Annotated in this window: 13 protein-coding genes; 12 read left to right on the top strand and 1 reads right to left on the bottom strand. The window is 47.9% G+C overall.

Annotated features, from left to right (window positions below):
- The first annotated feature begins 13 nt into the window (after nucleotides 1–13).
- Genes M662_RS17495 through icmF form a run of 5 tightly spaced genes read left to right on the top strand, consistent with a single transcriptional unit; the run spans nucleotide 14 to nucleotide 7,181 of the window.
- Nucleotides 14–1,159, top strand: coding sequence for an acyl-CoA dehydrogenase (locus M662_RS17495; protein ID WP_026577859.1), 1,146 nt, complete (start codon nucleotides 14–16; stop codon nucleotides 1,157–1,159).
- A 13-nt stretch (nucleotides 1,160–1,172) separates the two neighbouring features.
- A complete protein-coding gene (locus tag M662_RS17490; protein WP_008632286.1) occupies nucleotides 1,173–2,312 on the top strand; it encodes an acyl-CoA dehydrogenase in 1,140 nt (379 codons plus the stop codon).
- A 23-nt stretch (nucleotides 2,313–2,335) separates the two neighbouring features.
- Nucleotides 2,336–3,286, top strand: coding sequence for a methylmalonyl Co-A mutase-associated GTPase MeaB (meaB, locus tag M662_RS17485; protein WP_026577860.1), 951 nt, complete (start codon nucleotides 2,336–2,338; stop codon nucleotides 3,284–3,286).
- Complete coding sequence (locus M662_RS17480) at nucleotides 3,276–3,911, top strand: TetR/AcrR family transcriptional regulator (RefSeq protein ID WP_026577861.1); 636 nt, start codon at nucleotides 3,276–3,278, stop codon at nucleotides 3,909–3,911. The genes meaB and M662_RS17480 overlap by 11 nt, the downstream gene beginning before the upstream one ends.
- A gap of 24 nt (nucleotides 3,912–3,935) precedes the next feature.
- Nucleotides 3,936–7,181: a fused isobutyryl-CoA mutase/GTPase IcmF gene (gene icmF / locus M662_RS17475; protein WP_026577862.1), complete on the top strand. Its 3,246-nt coding sequence runs from the start codon at nucleotides 3,936–3,938 to the stop codon at nucleotides 7,179–7,181.
- A 43-nt stretch (nucleotides 7,182–7,224) separates the two neighbouring features.
- Here icmF and M662_RS17470 read toward each other — a convergent pair whose 3' ends face one another.
- The gene (locus M662_RS17470) at nucleotides 7,225–7,539 is read right to left on the bottom strand and encodes a hypothetical protein (protein ID WP_008632291.1); all 315 of its coding nucleotides are present in this window, start codon (nucleotides 7,537–7,539) and stop codon (nucleotides 7,225–7,227) included.
- 342 nt (nucleotides 7,540–7,881) lie between these two features.
- On the opposite strand from M662_RS17470, the gene rpoE reads away from it, so the two are divergent.
- The 7 genes from rpoE to rho all read left to right on the top strand — a co-directional run bounded on the left by rpoE (nucleotide 7,882) and on the right by rho (nucleotide 15,752).
- Nucleotides 7,882–8,427, top strand: a complete 546-nt coding sequence (gene rpoE / locus M662_RS17465) for a DNA-directed RNA polymerase subunit delta (RefSeq protein WP_008632292.1) — start codon at nucleotides 7,882–7,884, stop codon at nucleotides 8,425–8,427.
- A 237-nt stretch (nucleotides 8,428–8,664) separates the two neighbouring features.
- Entirely contained in the window at nucleotides 8,665–10,269 is a 1,605-nt protein-coding gene (locus M662_RS17460; protein WP_026577863.1) for a CTP synthase, read from the top strand.
- 247 nt (nucleotides 10,270–10,516) lie between these two features.
- Nucleotides 10,517–10,882: a response regulator gene (locus M662_RS17455; RefSeq protein ID WP_008632294.1), complete on the top strand. Its 366-nt coding sequence runs from the start codon at nucleotides 10,517–10,519 to the stop codon at nucleotides 10,880–10,882.
- Between the two features lie 163 nt (nucleotides 10,883–11,045).
- The gene (fba, locus tag M662_RS17450) at nucleotides 11,046–11,909 is read left to right on the top strand and encodes a class II fructose-1,6-bisphosphate aldolase (protein WP_008632295.1); all 864 of its coding nucleotides are present in this window, start codon (nucleotides 11,046–11,048) and stop codon (nucleotides 11,907–11,909) included.
- A 122-nt stretch (nucleotides 11,910–12,031) separates the two neighbouring features.
- Nucleotides 12,032–12,676 (top strand): fructose-6-phosphate aldolase, encoded by a 645-nt coding sequence (gene fsa, locus M662_RS17445; RefSeq protein ID WP_026577864.1) that lies wholly within the window; start codon nucleotides 12,032–12,034, stop codon nucleotides 12,674–12,676.
- A gap of 66 nt (nucleotides 12,677–12,742) precedes the next feature.
- On the top strand, nucleotides 12,743–14,029 hold the full coding sequence (locus tag M662_RS17440; RefSeq protein WP_008632299.1) for a UDP-N-acetylglucosamine 1-carboxyvinyltransferase: 1,287 nt from the start codon (nucleotides 12,743–12,745) through the stop codon (nucleotides 14,027–14,029).
- A 439-nt stretch (nucleotides 14,030–14,468) separates the two neighbouring features.
- Nucleotides 14,469–15,752, top strand: coding sequence for a transcription termination factor Rho (rho, locus tag M662_RS17435; protein WP_008632301.1), 1,284 nt, complete (start codon nucleotides 14,469–14,471; stop codon nucleotides 15,750–15,752).
- The last annotated feature ends 43 nt before the right edge of the window (nucleotides 15,753–15,795 follow it).

Here is a 15,795-nt window from a genome sequence, read left to right as displayed (position 1 = left end):
GGGGAGAACGGCGATGGATTTGCGATTCACGGATGAACAGCAGATGATGAGGAAAATGGTTCGGGACTTCGCGGAGAAGGAAGTGGCTCCTGCAGTAGAACGGATGGAGAAGGAAGACCGTTTTCCGGAAGAACTGGTAGCAAGGATGGGAGAGCTCGGCTTAATGGGCATTCCAATCCCTGAGCAATACGGCGGAGCCGCAATGGATTACATCTCCTATATAACCGCCATTCATGAGATTTCAAGAGTCAGTGCGACGCTCGGAGTGATCCTCTCTGTCCACACGTCTGTCGGCACGAATCCGATTCTATATTTTGGAACAGAGGTGCAGAAGGAGCGGTACATTCCTAAACTTGCTTCCGGTGAATACCTGGGTGCTTTCGCGCTCACGGAACCGAGTGCTGGATCGGATGCCGGCAGCCTGAAGACACGCGCGGTCAAGCAGGAAGACCATTACGTATTGAATGGATCCAAAGTATTCATAACAAACGGAGGAAAAGCGGATACGTTTATCGTTTTCGCCCGGACGAATCCGGATGTGCCGGCAGGGAAGGGGCTGAGTGCATTCATTGTGGAACGAGATACCCCTGGATTTACGATCGGGAAAGCGGAGAAGAAAATGGGACTGCATGGATCCAGTACCGTTTCCTTGAATTTCGATCAGTGTAAGGTGTCGGAAAGCCAGCTTCTTGGGCAAGAAGGAGAAGGGTATAAAATTGCTCTTTCCAATTTGAACGTCGGAAGAATTGGTATTGCTGCTCAGTCATTGGGGATTGCGGAAGCAGCACTGGATCACAGCATCGCTTATGCGAAGGAAAGGGAGCAGTTCGGCCGCCCGATTGCCCATCTTCAGGGGGTGTCATTCAAGCTCGCAGATATGGCGACAAAGGTGGAAGCGTCCAAGCTGCTCGTCTACCATGCTGCCTTCCTTCAGGCGGAAGGCAAGAAATGCGGCAAGGAAGTATCGATTGCTAAACTGATGGCATCCAAGACTGCGGTGGAAGCAGCGATTGAAGCCGTTCAGGTTCATGGAGGATACGGATACACAGAGGACTACCCGGTAGAAAGGCTGTTCCGGGATGCCAAAGTCTGTGAAATATATGAAGGAACAAGTGAAATTCAAAGGATTGTAATCGGCAATCACTTGCTCAGAGATTAGGGAGGCTGTAAGGATGAACTTTACGTTGACAGAAGAACAGGAAATGCTGAGGAAAATGGTGGGCGATTTTGCAAAAAAAGAGGTAGAACCGACAGCAGCGGAAAGGGATGAGGAGGAACGCTTCGACAGGACTATTTTTAATAAGATGGCCGAACTCGGTCTGACGGGCATTCCGTGGCCGGAAGAGTACGGCGGTATCGGCTCGGATTTCGTCAGCTATGTTATTGCTGTGGAGGAATTGTCTCGGGTGTGTGCCTCTACCGGCGTTACATTATCCGCTCATATCTCACTCGCCAGCTGGCCGATTTATAAATTTGGTTCCGAGGAGCAGAAGAAAACGTTCCTTCAAGCCCTTGCATCCGGTGAAAAGCTGGGTGCCTATGCACTCTCCGAGCCGGGGGCCGGGAGTGACGTATCCTCCATGCGCACGAATGCTAAGCTTGAAGGGGATCATTACGTGTTGAACGGCAGTAAAGTATGGATTACAAACGGTGGAGTGGCGGATATCTATGTCGTTTTCGCCAAAACAGATATGGACAAAGGGAACAAAGGAATCAGCGCTTTTATTGTCGAAAAGGATACCCCGGGATTCACGACAGGCAAAAAAGAGAAGAAATTGGGGATCCGTTCATCTCCAACGACCGAATTGATCTTTGAAAACTGCCGGATACCGAAGGGGAATCTGCTTGGTGAGGAAGGTCAGGGATTCAAAATTGCTATGATGACGCTGGACGGCGGCCGTAATGGTATAGCCGCTCAGGCAGTGGGAATAGCACAGGGTGCACTTGACGAAGCCGTTGCTTATGCGAAAGAAAGAGAGCAGTTCGGTAAGCCTATTGCGGCACTGCAAGGCATTTCCTTTAAATTGGCCGATATGGCTACGGAAATCGAGGCATCCAGGTTATTAACGTACCAGGCTGCCTATTTAGAATCAGAGGGTCTTCCATATTCGAAAGCATCGGCGATGGCGAAACTTTTCGCAGGAGATACAGCAATGAAGGTGACAACGGAAGCGGTACAGGTGCATGGAGGATACGGGTATACGAAGGATTATCCTGTCGAGCGTTACATGAGAGATGCCAAAATTACTCAGATTTATGAAGGGACACAAGAGATACAAAGACTTGTCATCGGTCGGATGGTGACGAAATAACCAGGCTGGAAAGGTGAAGAATCATGCACCCACTCGCAGAACGGATACGTAATCAGGATATTCGGGCACTCGCTAAAGCCATCACACGGATTGAAAATGATGATGAAGAGAAGCTGGAATGGATGAGTGAGATTTTCTCCATACAGAAAAAGGCGCACTATATTGGGATCACCGGTTCCCCTGGAGCGGGAAAAAGCTCTTTGATCAACCGGCTTCTGTCCTATATCCGCAAACAGGGGCTGACCGTCGCTGTTCTTGCGGTCGATCCTACAAGTCCGTTCAGCGGCGGGGCTCTGCTCGGAGATCGTACGCGGATGAATCAACATTTCCTCGACCCGGGAATATTCATCCGCAGTATGGCGACGAGAGGACATCTCGGCGGAGTGGCAAGAGCGACAAAGGATAGTATCCGCGTATGTGATGCTTGTGGATTCGATGTCGTTCTTGTCGAGACGGTCGGTGTCGGACAGTCGGAGCTTGATATCATGAAGGTAGTGGATACGACCGGGCTGGTTTTGACGCCGAACAGCGGGGACGTTCTCCAGATTTTCAAAGCGGGGATCATGGAGATCGCAGACCTTTTTATCATTAATAAGGCCGATCTTCCTGGTGTGAGGAAGCTTGCCTCTACGCTTGATGAATACAAGATGATTGTCCAGACAAAAGGGTGGGATCCGCCGGTTGTAAAGACGATTGCCACAGAGTCCACAGGATTTGATGACCTATGGGGTGGGATCGAAGCACACCGGACGTATTTACACGAAACCGATGAAGGACAGCGGCGTCGGAAGCAGCAATTACAGCTCGAAGTATATGATCTGATCAGGGAAGAGCTGTGGCGGGATGTTCGAACGGAAGTCGAGTCCGATTCTCATAAACGCGAATGCTTGAACCGACCTGACGCCGATCCGTATAAGCTTGCCCGTGCATGGGTGGACGAATGGAAAGAGAGGGGTGGAAAGAATGGCCGATAAACAAGTCCCCTCGACGATCAAGGACGAAGCTTTAGTGATGAAGCGGAGAAACCAGATGGTCAAAGGAGCGGTCACCTTGTTCATCGAGAAAGGTTTCCACAAGACGACGACACGGGAGATCGCCAAGGCGTCCGGCTTCAGTATTGGTACGTTATATGAATACATACGTAAGAAGGAGGATGTCCTTTTTCTCGTATGTGACTCTATCTACCAGCGCGTAAAGGCGCGGATGGAAGATGATATCGATCCGGCACAGGTAAGCAGCCTGATCCATGCGGTCCATTCGTACTTTTATTTAATGGATGAAATGCAGGATGAAGTGGTAGTCATGTACCAGGAGGTCAAATCCCTTCCGAAGGATGCGCAGGATTACGTTCTGCAGAAAGAAAGAGAAATGGTTGCGATGCTGGAAGAGGTGATCCGTAAGCATATCTCAGGCCCCTGTTCCGAAGAGAAGGTTCAATTGATCGCCAATAATATATTCGTGCAGGGCCAGATGTGGGGATTCCGGCGTTGGATATTGCAGAGGACGTTCACAATTGAAGCGTATGCGGATCTGCAGGTTCGGCTTTTATTGGAGGGACTTCCCCTCAAGGAGAAAAGACCATCTGGTAATAAAGAATGAAATGGATAGAAAGGGGAGGAGAAGATGGAACAACCGGCTGTATATCGTCCGAAAAATCCGGTTCGTTTTGTAACCGCTTCCAGTTTGTTTGACGGGCACGACGCGTCCATCAATATTATGAGGCGGATTCTGCAATCAACAGGGGCGGAAGTCATCCACTTGGGACATAACCGCTCCGTAGAAGAAGTAGTGAATGCAGCTATTCAGGAAGATGTTCAGGGAATAGCTATCTCGTCCTATCAGGGCGGACATGTGGAGTATTTCAAATATATGGTGGACCTCCTTCAGCAGAAGGGAGCGGGACATATCCGCGTTTACGGCGGTGGTGGAGGTGTCATCATCCCGCGTGAAATCAAAGAACTGCACGCTTACGGGGTTGCCCGTGTCTTCTCGCCGGAGGATGGAAGAACGCTCGGGCTTCAGGGCATGATCAATAAAATGATCGAAGAGTGCGATTTCCTGCCGCCGCTTGATGTAGAGGAAGAAGTCAAAGGGCTGTCTGCGGGGAATCCACAATCGATTGCGCGGTTCATCACGTACGTAGAGAATAAACCGAAGGAAGAACGGGAGCTTGTGGCTGCTTTTGATACAGCAGTCAAACAGAAAACAGACAGGGAAGTTCCCGTCCTTGGTATTACAGGAACAGGAGGGGCAGGGAAAAGCTCGCTCACAGACGAATTGATTCGTCGTTTCCTGAATGAAATTCCAGATAAGAAAATTGCTATTCTATCGATTGATCCAACGAAAAAGAAAACGGGAGGAGCCCTGCTTGGTGACAGGATCCGGATGAACGCCATCTTCCATCCGAGAGTGTACATGCGCTCCCTTGCAACGAGGGAAGCGCGGTCCGAGCTTTCGACGGCCGTTAGCGACGCTATCCGCGTGCTGAAAGCTTCCGGTGTTGACTTCATCATCGTCGAAACGAGTGGGATCGGCCAGGGGGATGCGGCCATAACAGATGTCACGGATCTATCGATGTATGTAATGACTGCAGAATTCGGGGCACCGTCCCAGCTTGAAAAAATTGATATGATTGACTTCGCTGATTTTATCGTCATTAACAAGTTCGAGCAGAAAGGCTCGGAGGATGCCATGGCCCAAGTGAAGAAACAGTATCAGCGGAGCCGGATGCTGTTCCATGAGAGTGATGCCGAATTCCCGGTCTTCGGAACGATTGCCAGTCAGTTTAATGATCCGGGGACGAACACGTTATTCGCCGCCCTTGTAGATAAATTGAAAGAAACTTATGAGTGGCAGGAAGAAACGTCGTTTTCGAAAACCGGAAAAGTAGAGAAACAGAACGTCATCATCCCGAATGAGAGACAACAGTATCTAAGGGACATCTCGATGACCGTACGCCGCTATCACGAAGAATCGGAGAAGCAGGCAGCTCAAGAACGCAAGCTCTACCAATTGAAAGGATCTTTCCATTTGCTTGAAGAAGGAGCAGGAAAAGAACAGCTGAAACAAATGATAGACGATCTGGAAGCTTCCATCGATCCGGAAGCGAAGCGGCTGGTCGACGGCTGGGATGATCTCCATGACAAATACAGCGGAGATACGTACACGTTCCAAGTTCGCGGCAAAGAAATTACAATGGATCTGACGACCGAAAGTTTGAGTGGTACGAAAATACCGAAAGTCGCCTTACCGACCTATTCGGACTGGGGGGACCGCCTTCTGTGGCTGCTTCGTGAAAATGTGCCCGGGGCATTCCCGTTTACAGCAGGTGTCTTCCCTTTTAAGCGGAAAGGAGAGGACCCGAAACGACAGTTTGCTGGAGAAGGGACCCCCGAGCGGACGAACCGCAGATTCCACTATTTATCAGAAGGGGAAGATGCCAAACGTCTGAGTACGGCCTTCGATTCTGTAACCTTGTACGGAGAAGATCCGGATGAACGACCGGACATATACGGGAAAGTCGGGGAGAGCGGAGTCAATATCTGTACATTGGAGGACATGAAAAAGCTGTACGCGGGCTTCGATCTGGTTGCTCCTTCCACTTCTGTTTCCATGACAATTAACGGCCCCGCTCCGATTATCCTGGCGATGTTCTTTAATACCGCTGTCGATCAGCAGATCGAGAAGTTCAAAGCAGAGAAGGGAAGAGCGCCGGATCAGTCGGAAGCGGAACGGATTAAAGCGGAGACGATCCACGTTGTAAGGGGTACGGTGCAGGCGGATATTCTTAAAGAGGATCAGGGGCAGAACACGTGCATATTTTCTACAGAGTTCGCTCTACGTATGATGGGGGATATCCAGCAGTACTTCATCGACCAGGATGTGCGTAATTATTATTCCGTATCCATCTCCGGTTATCATATCGCTGAGGCAGGCGCCAATCCAATTACTCAGCTCGCTTTCACACTGGCGAACGGCTTCACGTATGTAGAATATTATTTGAGCAGAGGGATGGATATCAACAAGTTCGCCCCGAACCTTTCCTTCTTCTTCTCGAACGGTCTTGATCCGGAGTACAGTGTGCTCGGGCGGGTCGCAAGAAGGATTTGGGCTGTCGTCATGCGTGATAAATATGGAGCGAACGAACGCAGCCAAAAGTTAAAGTATCACATTCAAACCTCCGGACGTTCGCTTCATGCCCAGGAAATTGACTTTAACGACATCCGTACAACGTTACAGGCGCTGCTGGCCATCCAGGATAACTGTAATTCCCTGCATACGAATTCCTATGATGAAGCAATCACGACACCGACCGAAGAGTCCGTGCGGAGGGCGATGGCGATTCAAATGATCATCAATAAAGAATTCGGTCTGACGAAGAATGAAAATTCTCTGCAAGGATCTTACATCATTAAAGAGTTGACGGACCTTGTGGAAGAGGCTGTACTTCAGGAATTTGAACGCATCAATGATCGAGGCGGAGTACTCGGTGCAATGGAGAGACAGTATCAGCGCGGGAAAATTCAGGAAGAATCACTTTATTATGAAGGCAAGAAGCATTCGGGGGAGCTGCCGATCATCGGAGTCAATACGTATTTGAATCCGCATCCGCCGTCCGAGGAGGAAATTGATGCCATGGAACTTGCGCGTGCTTCTCAAGAAGAGAAGGAGCATCAGATAAGAGAACTGCGCCATTTCCAGAGTCGCCATGAAGATGTAGTGGATGCTTCGCTTCGCCGCCTGAAAGAAACGGCAGCGAATGACGGGAACATTTTTGCTGAATTAATGGAAACCGTCCGAGTGGCAAGTCTCGGACAGATCACCAACGCCCTCTATGAGGTCGGGGGGCAGTACCGTCGTAATATGTAAAGTCGTAAAAATACGCCCTTGCGATGTGCAAGGGCGATATTTATTAGTGGCCTCCGACTTGATCGTCGTCGTGAGGTTGATTGACTTCTTTCACGTAAGGTTTCTTTATTCCATACCATTCATACGTCAGATTATACGTTTCGCCTTCTTCCAGCAGCATCCATGTGCTCGTATCTTTGACGTGGAGCTTCTTATCATCGACGATGACGAAATATCCGTCATCCGTATGGGATTTCCCTGTGATCACCGCTTCCTCCAAATGCTTGGAATGGACGAGGCCGTAGTTCGTGAACAACCAGATGCCTGCAGCGATGACGAAGATGATGGTTGCGATCCAGTTAAATGGGTGTGTTTTCATACTGCGTCTCTCCTTTACATAAATGATGGGGATAGAACGTAACCCGGGGAATGATACGATAGAGAGGTTCCGGTCGCTCAGGGCGCTTCGCAAAGAGGCAGCCCCCATATCGGTTTAATTATAATGGAAATAAAGCGCGAATACCAAGTGTAACTAAGCTTTATCCTGCTTCCAGGGTTTATATTTATGTGAAGTTGGCTACAAAAGGTAATAGATAAAGAGTCGTAAAAGCAATTTGATTTTTATACGGGCAAATCATATAATGGATGGTATGATTAAATGTGATTCGTATGCCTAAGAGGTCATTTATTCTATTCTGTCTATTTAAAGGAGTGCTGGACCGTGAGCTTAAAAGACTTTAGCCAAGAGCAAATTGATGAAATATCCATGATTGAACTGGCTACTATTATATTGGAAGAAGAAAGAGAAGCGATCGATTTCAACGAGATGTTCAATCGTATCGCCAAAATTAAAGGATTTACAGAAGCGCAGAAAGAGCAGTACATCGCGCAGTTCTACACAGACATCAACGTCGATGGTCAATTCATGACGATCGGAACGAACCGTTGGGGGCTGAAGCGCTGGTATCCTGTAGAACAAATGGAAGAAGAAATTGCCAGTCTTCCACAGAAGCGTAAAAAGAAGAAGAAAAAGAAACCATCCAAGCTGCTGGAAGATGAGCTTGGCATTTCTGAATTCGATGATAATGAAGAAGATGAAGATTTAGAAGAAGATCTGGAACTGACAGACGAAGATCTAGATTTGGATGAGGACGATGACGATTTCGAAGGCGACTATGAAGAAGATGACCTCGATGAAGAAGAAGAAGAGATTGTAGAGGATGACATCAGCTTCATTGGCGATGAGGATGAAGAAGACGACAGATAAGTGGTTGACTTTTAAAAGTCATATCAGTACAATCTTATTTGGGCTCTTTAATTTCCGAAACGAAATTCCAAACGCTCCCCGGACCGGGGAGCGTTTTTTATTTTTTGCATGGAAAACAACAGAACAGCGGAAGATACCGGGACATGGCATGCTCCCGTATTTTCTTTTTTATACCCCTTATCAAAATCGCTTATTAGTCAATAACTAAAAAGACAAATAGAGAAAGAGGGATTCAACGTGGCAACAAAGTACATTTTTGTAACCGGCGGTGTCGTTTCATCATTAGGGAAAGGGATTACGGCTGCATCACTAGGGCGTCTGCTTAAAAACAGAGGCTTGAAAGTGACGATTCAGAAGTTTGACCCTTATATCAACGTCGATCCGGGAACGATGAGCCCGTATCAGCACGGAGAAGTTTTCGTAACCGATGACGGTGCAGAGACAGACCTTGACCTTGGTCACTACGAGCGCTTCATCGATATCAATCTGAATAAATTCAGCAATGTGACGACTGGTAAAGTTTATTCCAACGTCATTAAGAAAGAACGTCGTGGAGACTACCTCGGTGGAACCGTCCAGGTCATTCCACATATCACCAACGAAATTAAGGACAAGGTCTTCCGTGCAGGGCACGAAACGAATGCAGACGTCGTCATCACGGAAATCGGCGGTACAGTAGGGGATATCGAATCTCTTCCATTCCTTGAAGCGATCCGTCAGATTAAGAGCGATATCGGCCGTGATAATGTTATGTACCTTCACTGTACGCTTGTACCATATTTGAAAGCGGCAGGAGAAATGAAGACGAAACCGACACAGCACAGTGTAAAAGAGCTCCGTTCTCTTGGAATTCAGCCGGATGTCATTGTTTTGCGTACGGAAATGCCTATTTCTGAAGATATGAAGGAGAAAATCGCGCTTTTCTGTGACATTAATAAGAATGCAGTCATTGAAGCAGGCGACGCAGAGACGCTTTACCAAATACCGATTACGCTTCAAGAACAGAACCTTGATCAGCTGACATTGGATCATTTCGGCTTGTCTTGTCCTCCGGCGGATATGAAAGAATGGAATGAGTTGATCGACCGCGTGAAGAATCTGCAGCATAAGACGACGATTGCTTTGGTAGGGAAGTACGTCGAGCTTCCTGACGCTTATATCTCTGTCGTCGAAGCATTGAAGCACGCAGGCTACGGCTATGATTCCGACATTGATGTGAAATGGGTCAATTCCGAAGACTTGAATGAATCAAACGTTGCGGAATACTTGTCGGCAGTTGACGGTATCCTCGTTCCCGGTGGATTCGGAGATCGTGGTATTGAAGGAAAAATTGATGCCATCCGCTATGCTCGTGAAGAGCGTATTCCTTTCCTCGGTATCTGTCTGGGTATGCAGTTGGCTACCGTTGAATTTGCCCGTAACGTGCTTGGTCTTAAGGGAGCGCATTCTGCAGAAATTGATCCTGCTACGGAACACCCGATCATCGACCTGCTTCCAGAGCAGAAAGATATCTCCGACCTTGGCGGCACACTCCGTCTTGGTATTTACCCATCCCGTCTGCAGCCGGGTACAAGAGCAATGGAAGCATACGGAGAGGAAGTCGTCTACGAGCGTCACCGTCACCGCTTTGAGTTCAATAACCATTACAGAGAGCAAATGGAGGCCAAAGGCTTCAAGTTCTCCGGTACAAGCCCGGACGGCCGCCTTGTTGAAATTATTGAGGTCGAAGATCATCCTTGGTTCGTGGCGAGTCAGTTCCACCCGGAATTTAAATCTCGCCCTACACGCCCGCAAGAGCTTTTCCACGGCTTTATCGGGGCTGCAATGAAGACAAATCAGTAAGAGAAAGCTTCCATAAGTCCGAACCCATCCAGGCAAGGGCTCTGGGAATCTTGAAAAACATCCGAACGACCCTCCAATCTTGGCAAAAGAATGGAGGGTCGTTCGTTTTCTTCTGCACAGAAGTATATTTTCTTCTATTACCCCTTGCATGCAGGAAAATGAGCGGGACTTCTCGAATGTACATATCTAGAGAAAATAAAGGAATTAGGGTTAGGCAGAGACTTAAACAGGGAAGGCAGGGAAAAGAATGACAAACAGCATCCTGATCGTGGACGACCAACCAGGAATACGGCTTCTGCTGGAAGAAATATTAAAAGCGGAAGGGTATGCCGTCACTTCCGCCAAAACAGGTAAAGAAGCCTGTGACTGTACGAAGAAGAAAAACTTCGATCTAATCATCATGGACTATAACCTGCCGGTCATGCATGGCAGGGATGTTCTGTCTTATCTGAACGAACGTGAGTACGATTCATCCGTCATGATCATTACAGGTTCTTCCAAAGACAGCGTCGAAAAAGAAATAAATTTCCCATTCGTTACCCATATCATAGAGAAGCCTTTTGACATCCATAATTTGAAAGAATTGGTTAATGGGACCTTGGTTCAGGCGTGATTATGACTTTTTTCTCGATGTAAGCGCTATATAAACCTCCTCCTGTTGCACCATAAGAAGGGTATTGGTATTCTAATACTGTAACCAAACTTACATGGTGTGTTTTCGTATGGAAACAGACTTGTAAATAGGAATGCACGTTATTTAAAGGAGGATATCTTTCATGCCATTAGTATCAATGAAAGAAATGCTAGAAAAAGCTAAGGAAGAACGCTACGGTGTAGGACAGTTCAACCTTAATAACCTAGAATATGCGCAGGCGATTCTTCAAGCAGCAGAAGAAGAAAAGTCTCCGGTAATCCTTGGTGTATCTGAAGGAGCAGCCCGTTACATGGGTGGTTTCAACGTAGTCGTAGACATGGTGAAAGCACTTATGAAAGCTTACGGTACGACTGTACCTGTAGCGATTCACCTTGACCACGGTTCCAGCTTCGAAAAATGTGCAGAAGCAATCCATGCTGGATTCACTTCTGTAATGATCGATGCTTCCCACGATCCGTTGGAAGAAAACATTGCTGTAACGAAAAAAGTAGTTGAACTTGCACACATCCACGGCGTTTCTGTTGAAGCAGAGCTTGGCCGCGTAGGTGGACAAGAAGACGATCTTATCGTAGATGACGCGGAAGCAGCGTACGCGATTCCATCTGAATGTAAGCAATTGGTAGACGAAACAAACGTTGACGTATTCGCACCTGCACTTGGTTCTGTACACGGACCATACAAGGGTGAGCCTAACCTTGGCTTCGAGCGCATGGAAGAAATCATGGGTCTTGTAGACAAGCCTCTAGTTCTTCACGGTGGTACAGGTATCCCGACTGCTGATATCAAGAAAGCTATCTCTTTCGGTACAGCTAAGATCAACGTGAACACAGAGAACCAAATTTCTCAAGCGAAGGCTGTCCGCGAAGTACTTGCGGAGCAACCGGAACAATACGATCCTCGTAAATACCTAGGACCTGGCCGTGATGCAATCAAGGCTACTGTCATCGGTAAAATGCGTGAGTTCGGTTCTTCTCAAAAAGCGTAACAACTATCAGCAAGGAAGCCGCTACGATGTAGCGGTTTCCTTTTCATCATGGATGAAAACGCCATCATTCGACATTGTTTCCTTATGCCCGATCTACTATATAAAGGAAGAGGAGTGGGAATATGAAATTTTTCATCGATACAGCGAATATAGATGATATCCGTAACGCGAACGCTTTAGGAATCCTGGCCGGGGTAACGACTAATCCAAGTCTTGTGGCTAAAGAAGGGGTATCCTTCCATGACCGCCTGCGTGAAATTACGGAAGAAGTAGAAGGATCGGTCAGTGCTGAAGTCATGGCTGAAGATGCGGAAGGTATGATTGCGGAAGGGAAGGAACTAGCCGCCATCGCTCCGAACATCACTATCAAAGTGCCTATGACGCTGGAAGGTCTGAAGGCTGTAAAAGCGTTCAGTGATTTGAGTATAAAAACGAACGTGACGCTGATCTTTTCTGCCAATCAGGCGCTTCTTGCCGCTCGCGCCGGGGCATCTTATGTATCCCCCTTCCTCGGACGTCTGGATGATATCGGTCATAACGGAGTAGAACTGATCGCTCAAATTTCAGAGATATTCGATCTCCATTCCATTGATACAGAAATTATTGCCGCTTCCGTCCGGCACCCTGTCCATGTGACGGAAGCCGCCGAGCACGGGGCTCATATTGCTACAGTACCGTTTCAGGTGTTCCAGCAGATCGTCAAGCATCCGCTTACGGATCAGGGCATCGAGAAGTTCAAGAACGACTGGAATAAATATAATAAATAAGTGTTTTTTGGAAAAACATGCACATACTAAGGTCATAAATCTTTACCTTAAAGCGAGGAGTTTTTCATGCATAAACTACTAGTGGAAGGTGGGACCCGCCTTCGTGGACAGGTGAGGGTAAGCGGAGCGAAGAACAGTGCTGTCGCGCTCTTGCCGGCTGCTATTTTAGCAGAGACGCCTGTGACGATCGAGGGACTGCCTGACATCTCTGATGTTGGGATATTGTCAGATTTATTGGAAGAGATCGGTGGTACCGTCCAACGTCAAGGGCGGACGCTGCATATCGACCCATCTAAAATGGTGGACATGCCGCTGCCGAACGGAAAAGTAAAAAAATTGCGCGCCTCTTATTATTTCATGGGCGCCATGCTCGGCCGTTTCAATAAAGCGGTCATTGGTCTTCCGGGCGGCTGTCATCTTGGCCCGCGTCCGATCGATCAGCATATTAAAGGGTTTGAAGCGCTCGGTGCGGAAGTCACTAATGAACAAGGCGCGATCTATTTGCGTGCCAAAGAGCTGCGGGGTGCCCGTATCTATCTTGACGTCGTCAGCGTCGGTGCTACAATCAACATCATGCTTGCTGCCGTAAAGGCTAAAGGTAAAACGGTTATCGAGAACGCTGCGAAAGAACCAGAGATTATTGATGTAGCTACGCTGCTTACGAGTATGGGTGCGAAAATCAAAGGTGCCGGCACGGATGTCATCCGGATTGAAGGGGTGGATCAGCTGAACGGCTGTCTGCATACCATTATTCCGGATCGTATCGAAGCTGGTACGTACACGATTATGGCAGCTGCTCAAGGAGAGGAAATGATCATTGATAACGTCATTCCTCAACATTTGGAGTCGTTGTTGGCGAAGCTGAGGGAAATGGGTGTGACCATTGAGGAGAATGACGAGCAGTTGTATATCCGACCTGGTAAGAAATTGAAAAGTGTGGATATTAAAACGCTTGTCTACCCGGGTTTCCCGACGGATCTCCAACAACCTTTCACGACGCTGCTTACACAGACGGAAGGGACCGGAGTCGTGACAGATACGATTTATCAGGCCCGTTTCAAGCATGTGGATGAGCTGCGGCGTATGAATGCCTCCATCAAAGTAGAAGGAGGTTCGGCCATCGTGACCGGCCCTTCCACTCTTCAGGGGGCTAAAGTCAAAGCGACGGATCTTCGTGCCGGTGCCGCTCTTGTCATCGCTGGGTTGATGGCAGACGGAATTACGGAAATAACCGGTGTTGATCATATCGAAAGAGGATATGAAAATATCACAAATAAGCTGATCGATTTGGGAGCCAAGGTCTGGTACGAAGAAATGTCCGAAGAAGAAATAGAACAGTTCCAAAGTTCATAAATCGAACGACCATCAGAGGGAGCCGTAGGGGTGCGGCTTCCTCTTATTCTACAATTATTTATCCCTCTTTAATATTTCTTAAATTGCCATTGAATCTGTATAATGACAGGAGTACAATAAAGGATGTTTGATAGCGATTAAGGAACTTGATATCAACCTCTGGAAGCTTCTGTGTATGTACGTCTACTTCCTATCACTTCTCCTGCTTCTTCTTTTCATCTTAATCTATTTGAAAAGTCGTTTTCTAAACTGAATGAATGAGCTGCAGCTCGTGGGGATGATCAAGGCCCTTATTCAACTTTTTCCAAATGTTCCGGATCGTCCGGGAACTCGTTATTGATATTCAGGGATCATCTGAAGGAGGGGACCGTTTCCGTGTGAAACCGACCTTATCTCCAGTGGATTCTTGCGAAAGTAAAAATAAAAAAGTGGTGATTACGTGGCAGATTTAACTATCTCCAGCTTAGAAACTATGACACTCAAAGGACTTTATGAGAAAGCCCGCCAATATAAAGTATCCTATTACGCCAAATTGACAAAGCGGGAGCTGATCTTTGCGATTTTGAAAGCCCAGGCAGAGAAAGACGGCTTTCTGTTCATGGATGGGGTATTGGAGATCATCCCTTCGGAAGGTTTCGGATTCCTGCGTCCAATCAACTATTCTCCTAGTGCGGAGGATATCTATATTTCGGCTTCCCAAATCCGTCGTTTCGATTTGCGAAACGGAGATAAAGTATCAGGAAAAGTCCGTCCTCCGAAAGAAAACGAGCGCTATTATGGACTTCTTCATGTAGACGCCGTCAATGGGGAAGACCCTGATTCTGCGAAAGAGCGTGTCCACTTCCCGGCGTTGACTCCGCTGTATCCGGACCGGCACATGAAGCTGGAGACAGATACGAAGAAGCTCTCAACAAGGATTATGGATCTCGTGTCTCCTGTCGGATATGGGCAGCGTGGTTTGATCGTTGCACCTCCGAAAGCAGGGAAAACCATGCTCCTTAAGCAGATGGCTAACAGCATCTCTACGAATCATCCCGATGCCAAGCTGATCATTCTGCTTGTAGACGAGCGTCCGGAAGAGGTCACGGATATCGAGCGTTCCGTCGCTCCTGATGTCGATGTTGTCAGTTCCACATTCGATGAAGTTCCGGAAAATCATATTAAAGTATCAGAATTAGTATTAGAGCGTGCCATGCGTCTTGTTGAACATAAGCGGGATGTCATCGTGCTTATGGACAGTATCACGCGTCTTGCACGCGCCTATAACCTTGTCATTCCGCCGAGTGGCCGGACGCTTTCCGGCGGTATAGATCCTGCCGCCTTCCACCGTCCGAAGCGATTCTTCGGTGCCGCGCGTAATATAGAAGAGGGTGGAAGCTTGACGATTCTTGCGACGGCTCTTGTAGATACGGGGTCCCGAATGGATGACGTCATTTATGAGGAATTCAAAGGGACAGGAAACATGGAGCTTCATCTCGACCGTTCTCTTGCCGAACGCCGGATCTTTCCTGCAATCGACATCCCGCGTTCCGGCACAAGGAAGGAAGAATTGCTGCTTCCTAAAGCACACCTGGACAAGCTGTGGGCGATCCGGAAGACGATGTCGGATTCCCATGACTTCGCCGACCGCCTCCTCCGCCGTTTGAGAGCATCGAAGAACAATGAAGAGTTCTTCGATATGATGGATAAGGACATGAAAGGGAAAGCGACGACCCGCCGCTGATTCTCTTTCAAGGTACTTTCTGTCAACAATCAGATAATTGTCA

Source organism: Bacillus sp. SB49 (assembly GCF_000469135.2).
Lineage (GTDB): Bacteria > Bacillota > Bacilli > Bacillales > Halobacillaceae > Halobacillus.
Note: the sequence above shows the minus strand (reverse complement) of the source record. Positions and strands in the feature narration are given on the sequence as shown.

What these genes read in the sequence shown, in the direction of transcription:
- M662_RS17495 (WP_026577859.1), top strand. Translation starts at nt 14, where the DNA reads ATGGATTTGCGATTCACGGATGAACAGCAGATGATGAGGAAAATGGTT.
- M662_RS17490 (WP_008632286.1), top strand. Translation starts at nt 1,173, where the DNA reads ATGAACTTTACGTTGACAGAAGAACAGGAAATGCTGAGGAAAATGGTG.
- meaB (WP_026577860.1), top strand. Translation starts at nt 2,336, where the DNA reads ATGCACCCACTCGCAGAACGGATACGTAATCAGGATATTCGGGCACTC.
- M662_RS17480 (WP_026577861.1), top strand. Translation starts at nt 3,276, where the DNA reads ATGGCCGATAAACAAGTCCCCTCGACGATCAAGGACGAAGCTTTAGTG.
- icmF (WP_026577862.1), top strand. Translation starts at nt 3,936, where the DNA reads ATGGAACAACCGGCTGTATATCGTCCGAAAAATCCGGTTCGTTTTGTA.
- M662_RS17470 (WP_008632291.1), bottom strand. Translation starts at nt 7,539, where the DNA reads ATGAAAACACACCCATTTAACTGGATCGCAACCATCATCTTCGTCATC.
- M662_RS17455 (WP_008632294.1), top strand. Translation starts at nt 10,517, where the DNA reads ATGACAAACAGCATCCTGATCGTGGACGACCAACCAGGAATACGGCTT.
- fba (WP_008632295.1), top strand. Translation starts at nt 11,046, where the DNA reads ATGCCATTAGTATCAATGAAAGAAATGCTAGAAAAAGCTAAGGAAGAA.
- fsa (WP_026577864.1), top strand. Translation starts at nt 12,032, where the DNA reads ATGAAATTTTTCATCGATACAGCGAATATAGATGATATCCGTAACGCG.
- M662_RS17440 (WP_008632299.1), top strand. Translation starts at nt 12,743, where the DNA reads ATGCATAAACTACTAGTGGAAGGTGGGACCCGCCTTCGTGGACAGGTG.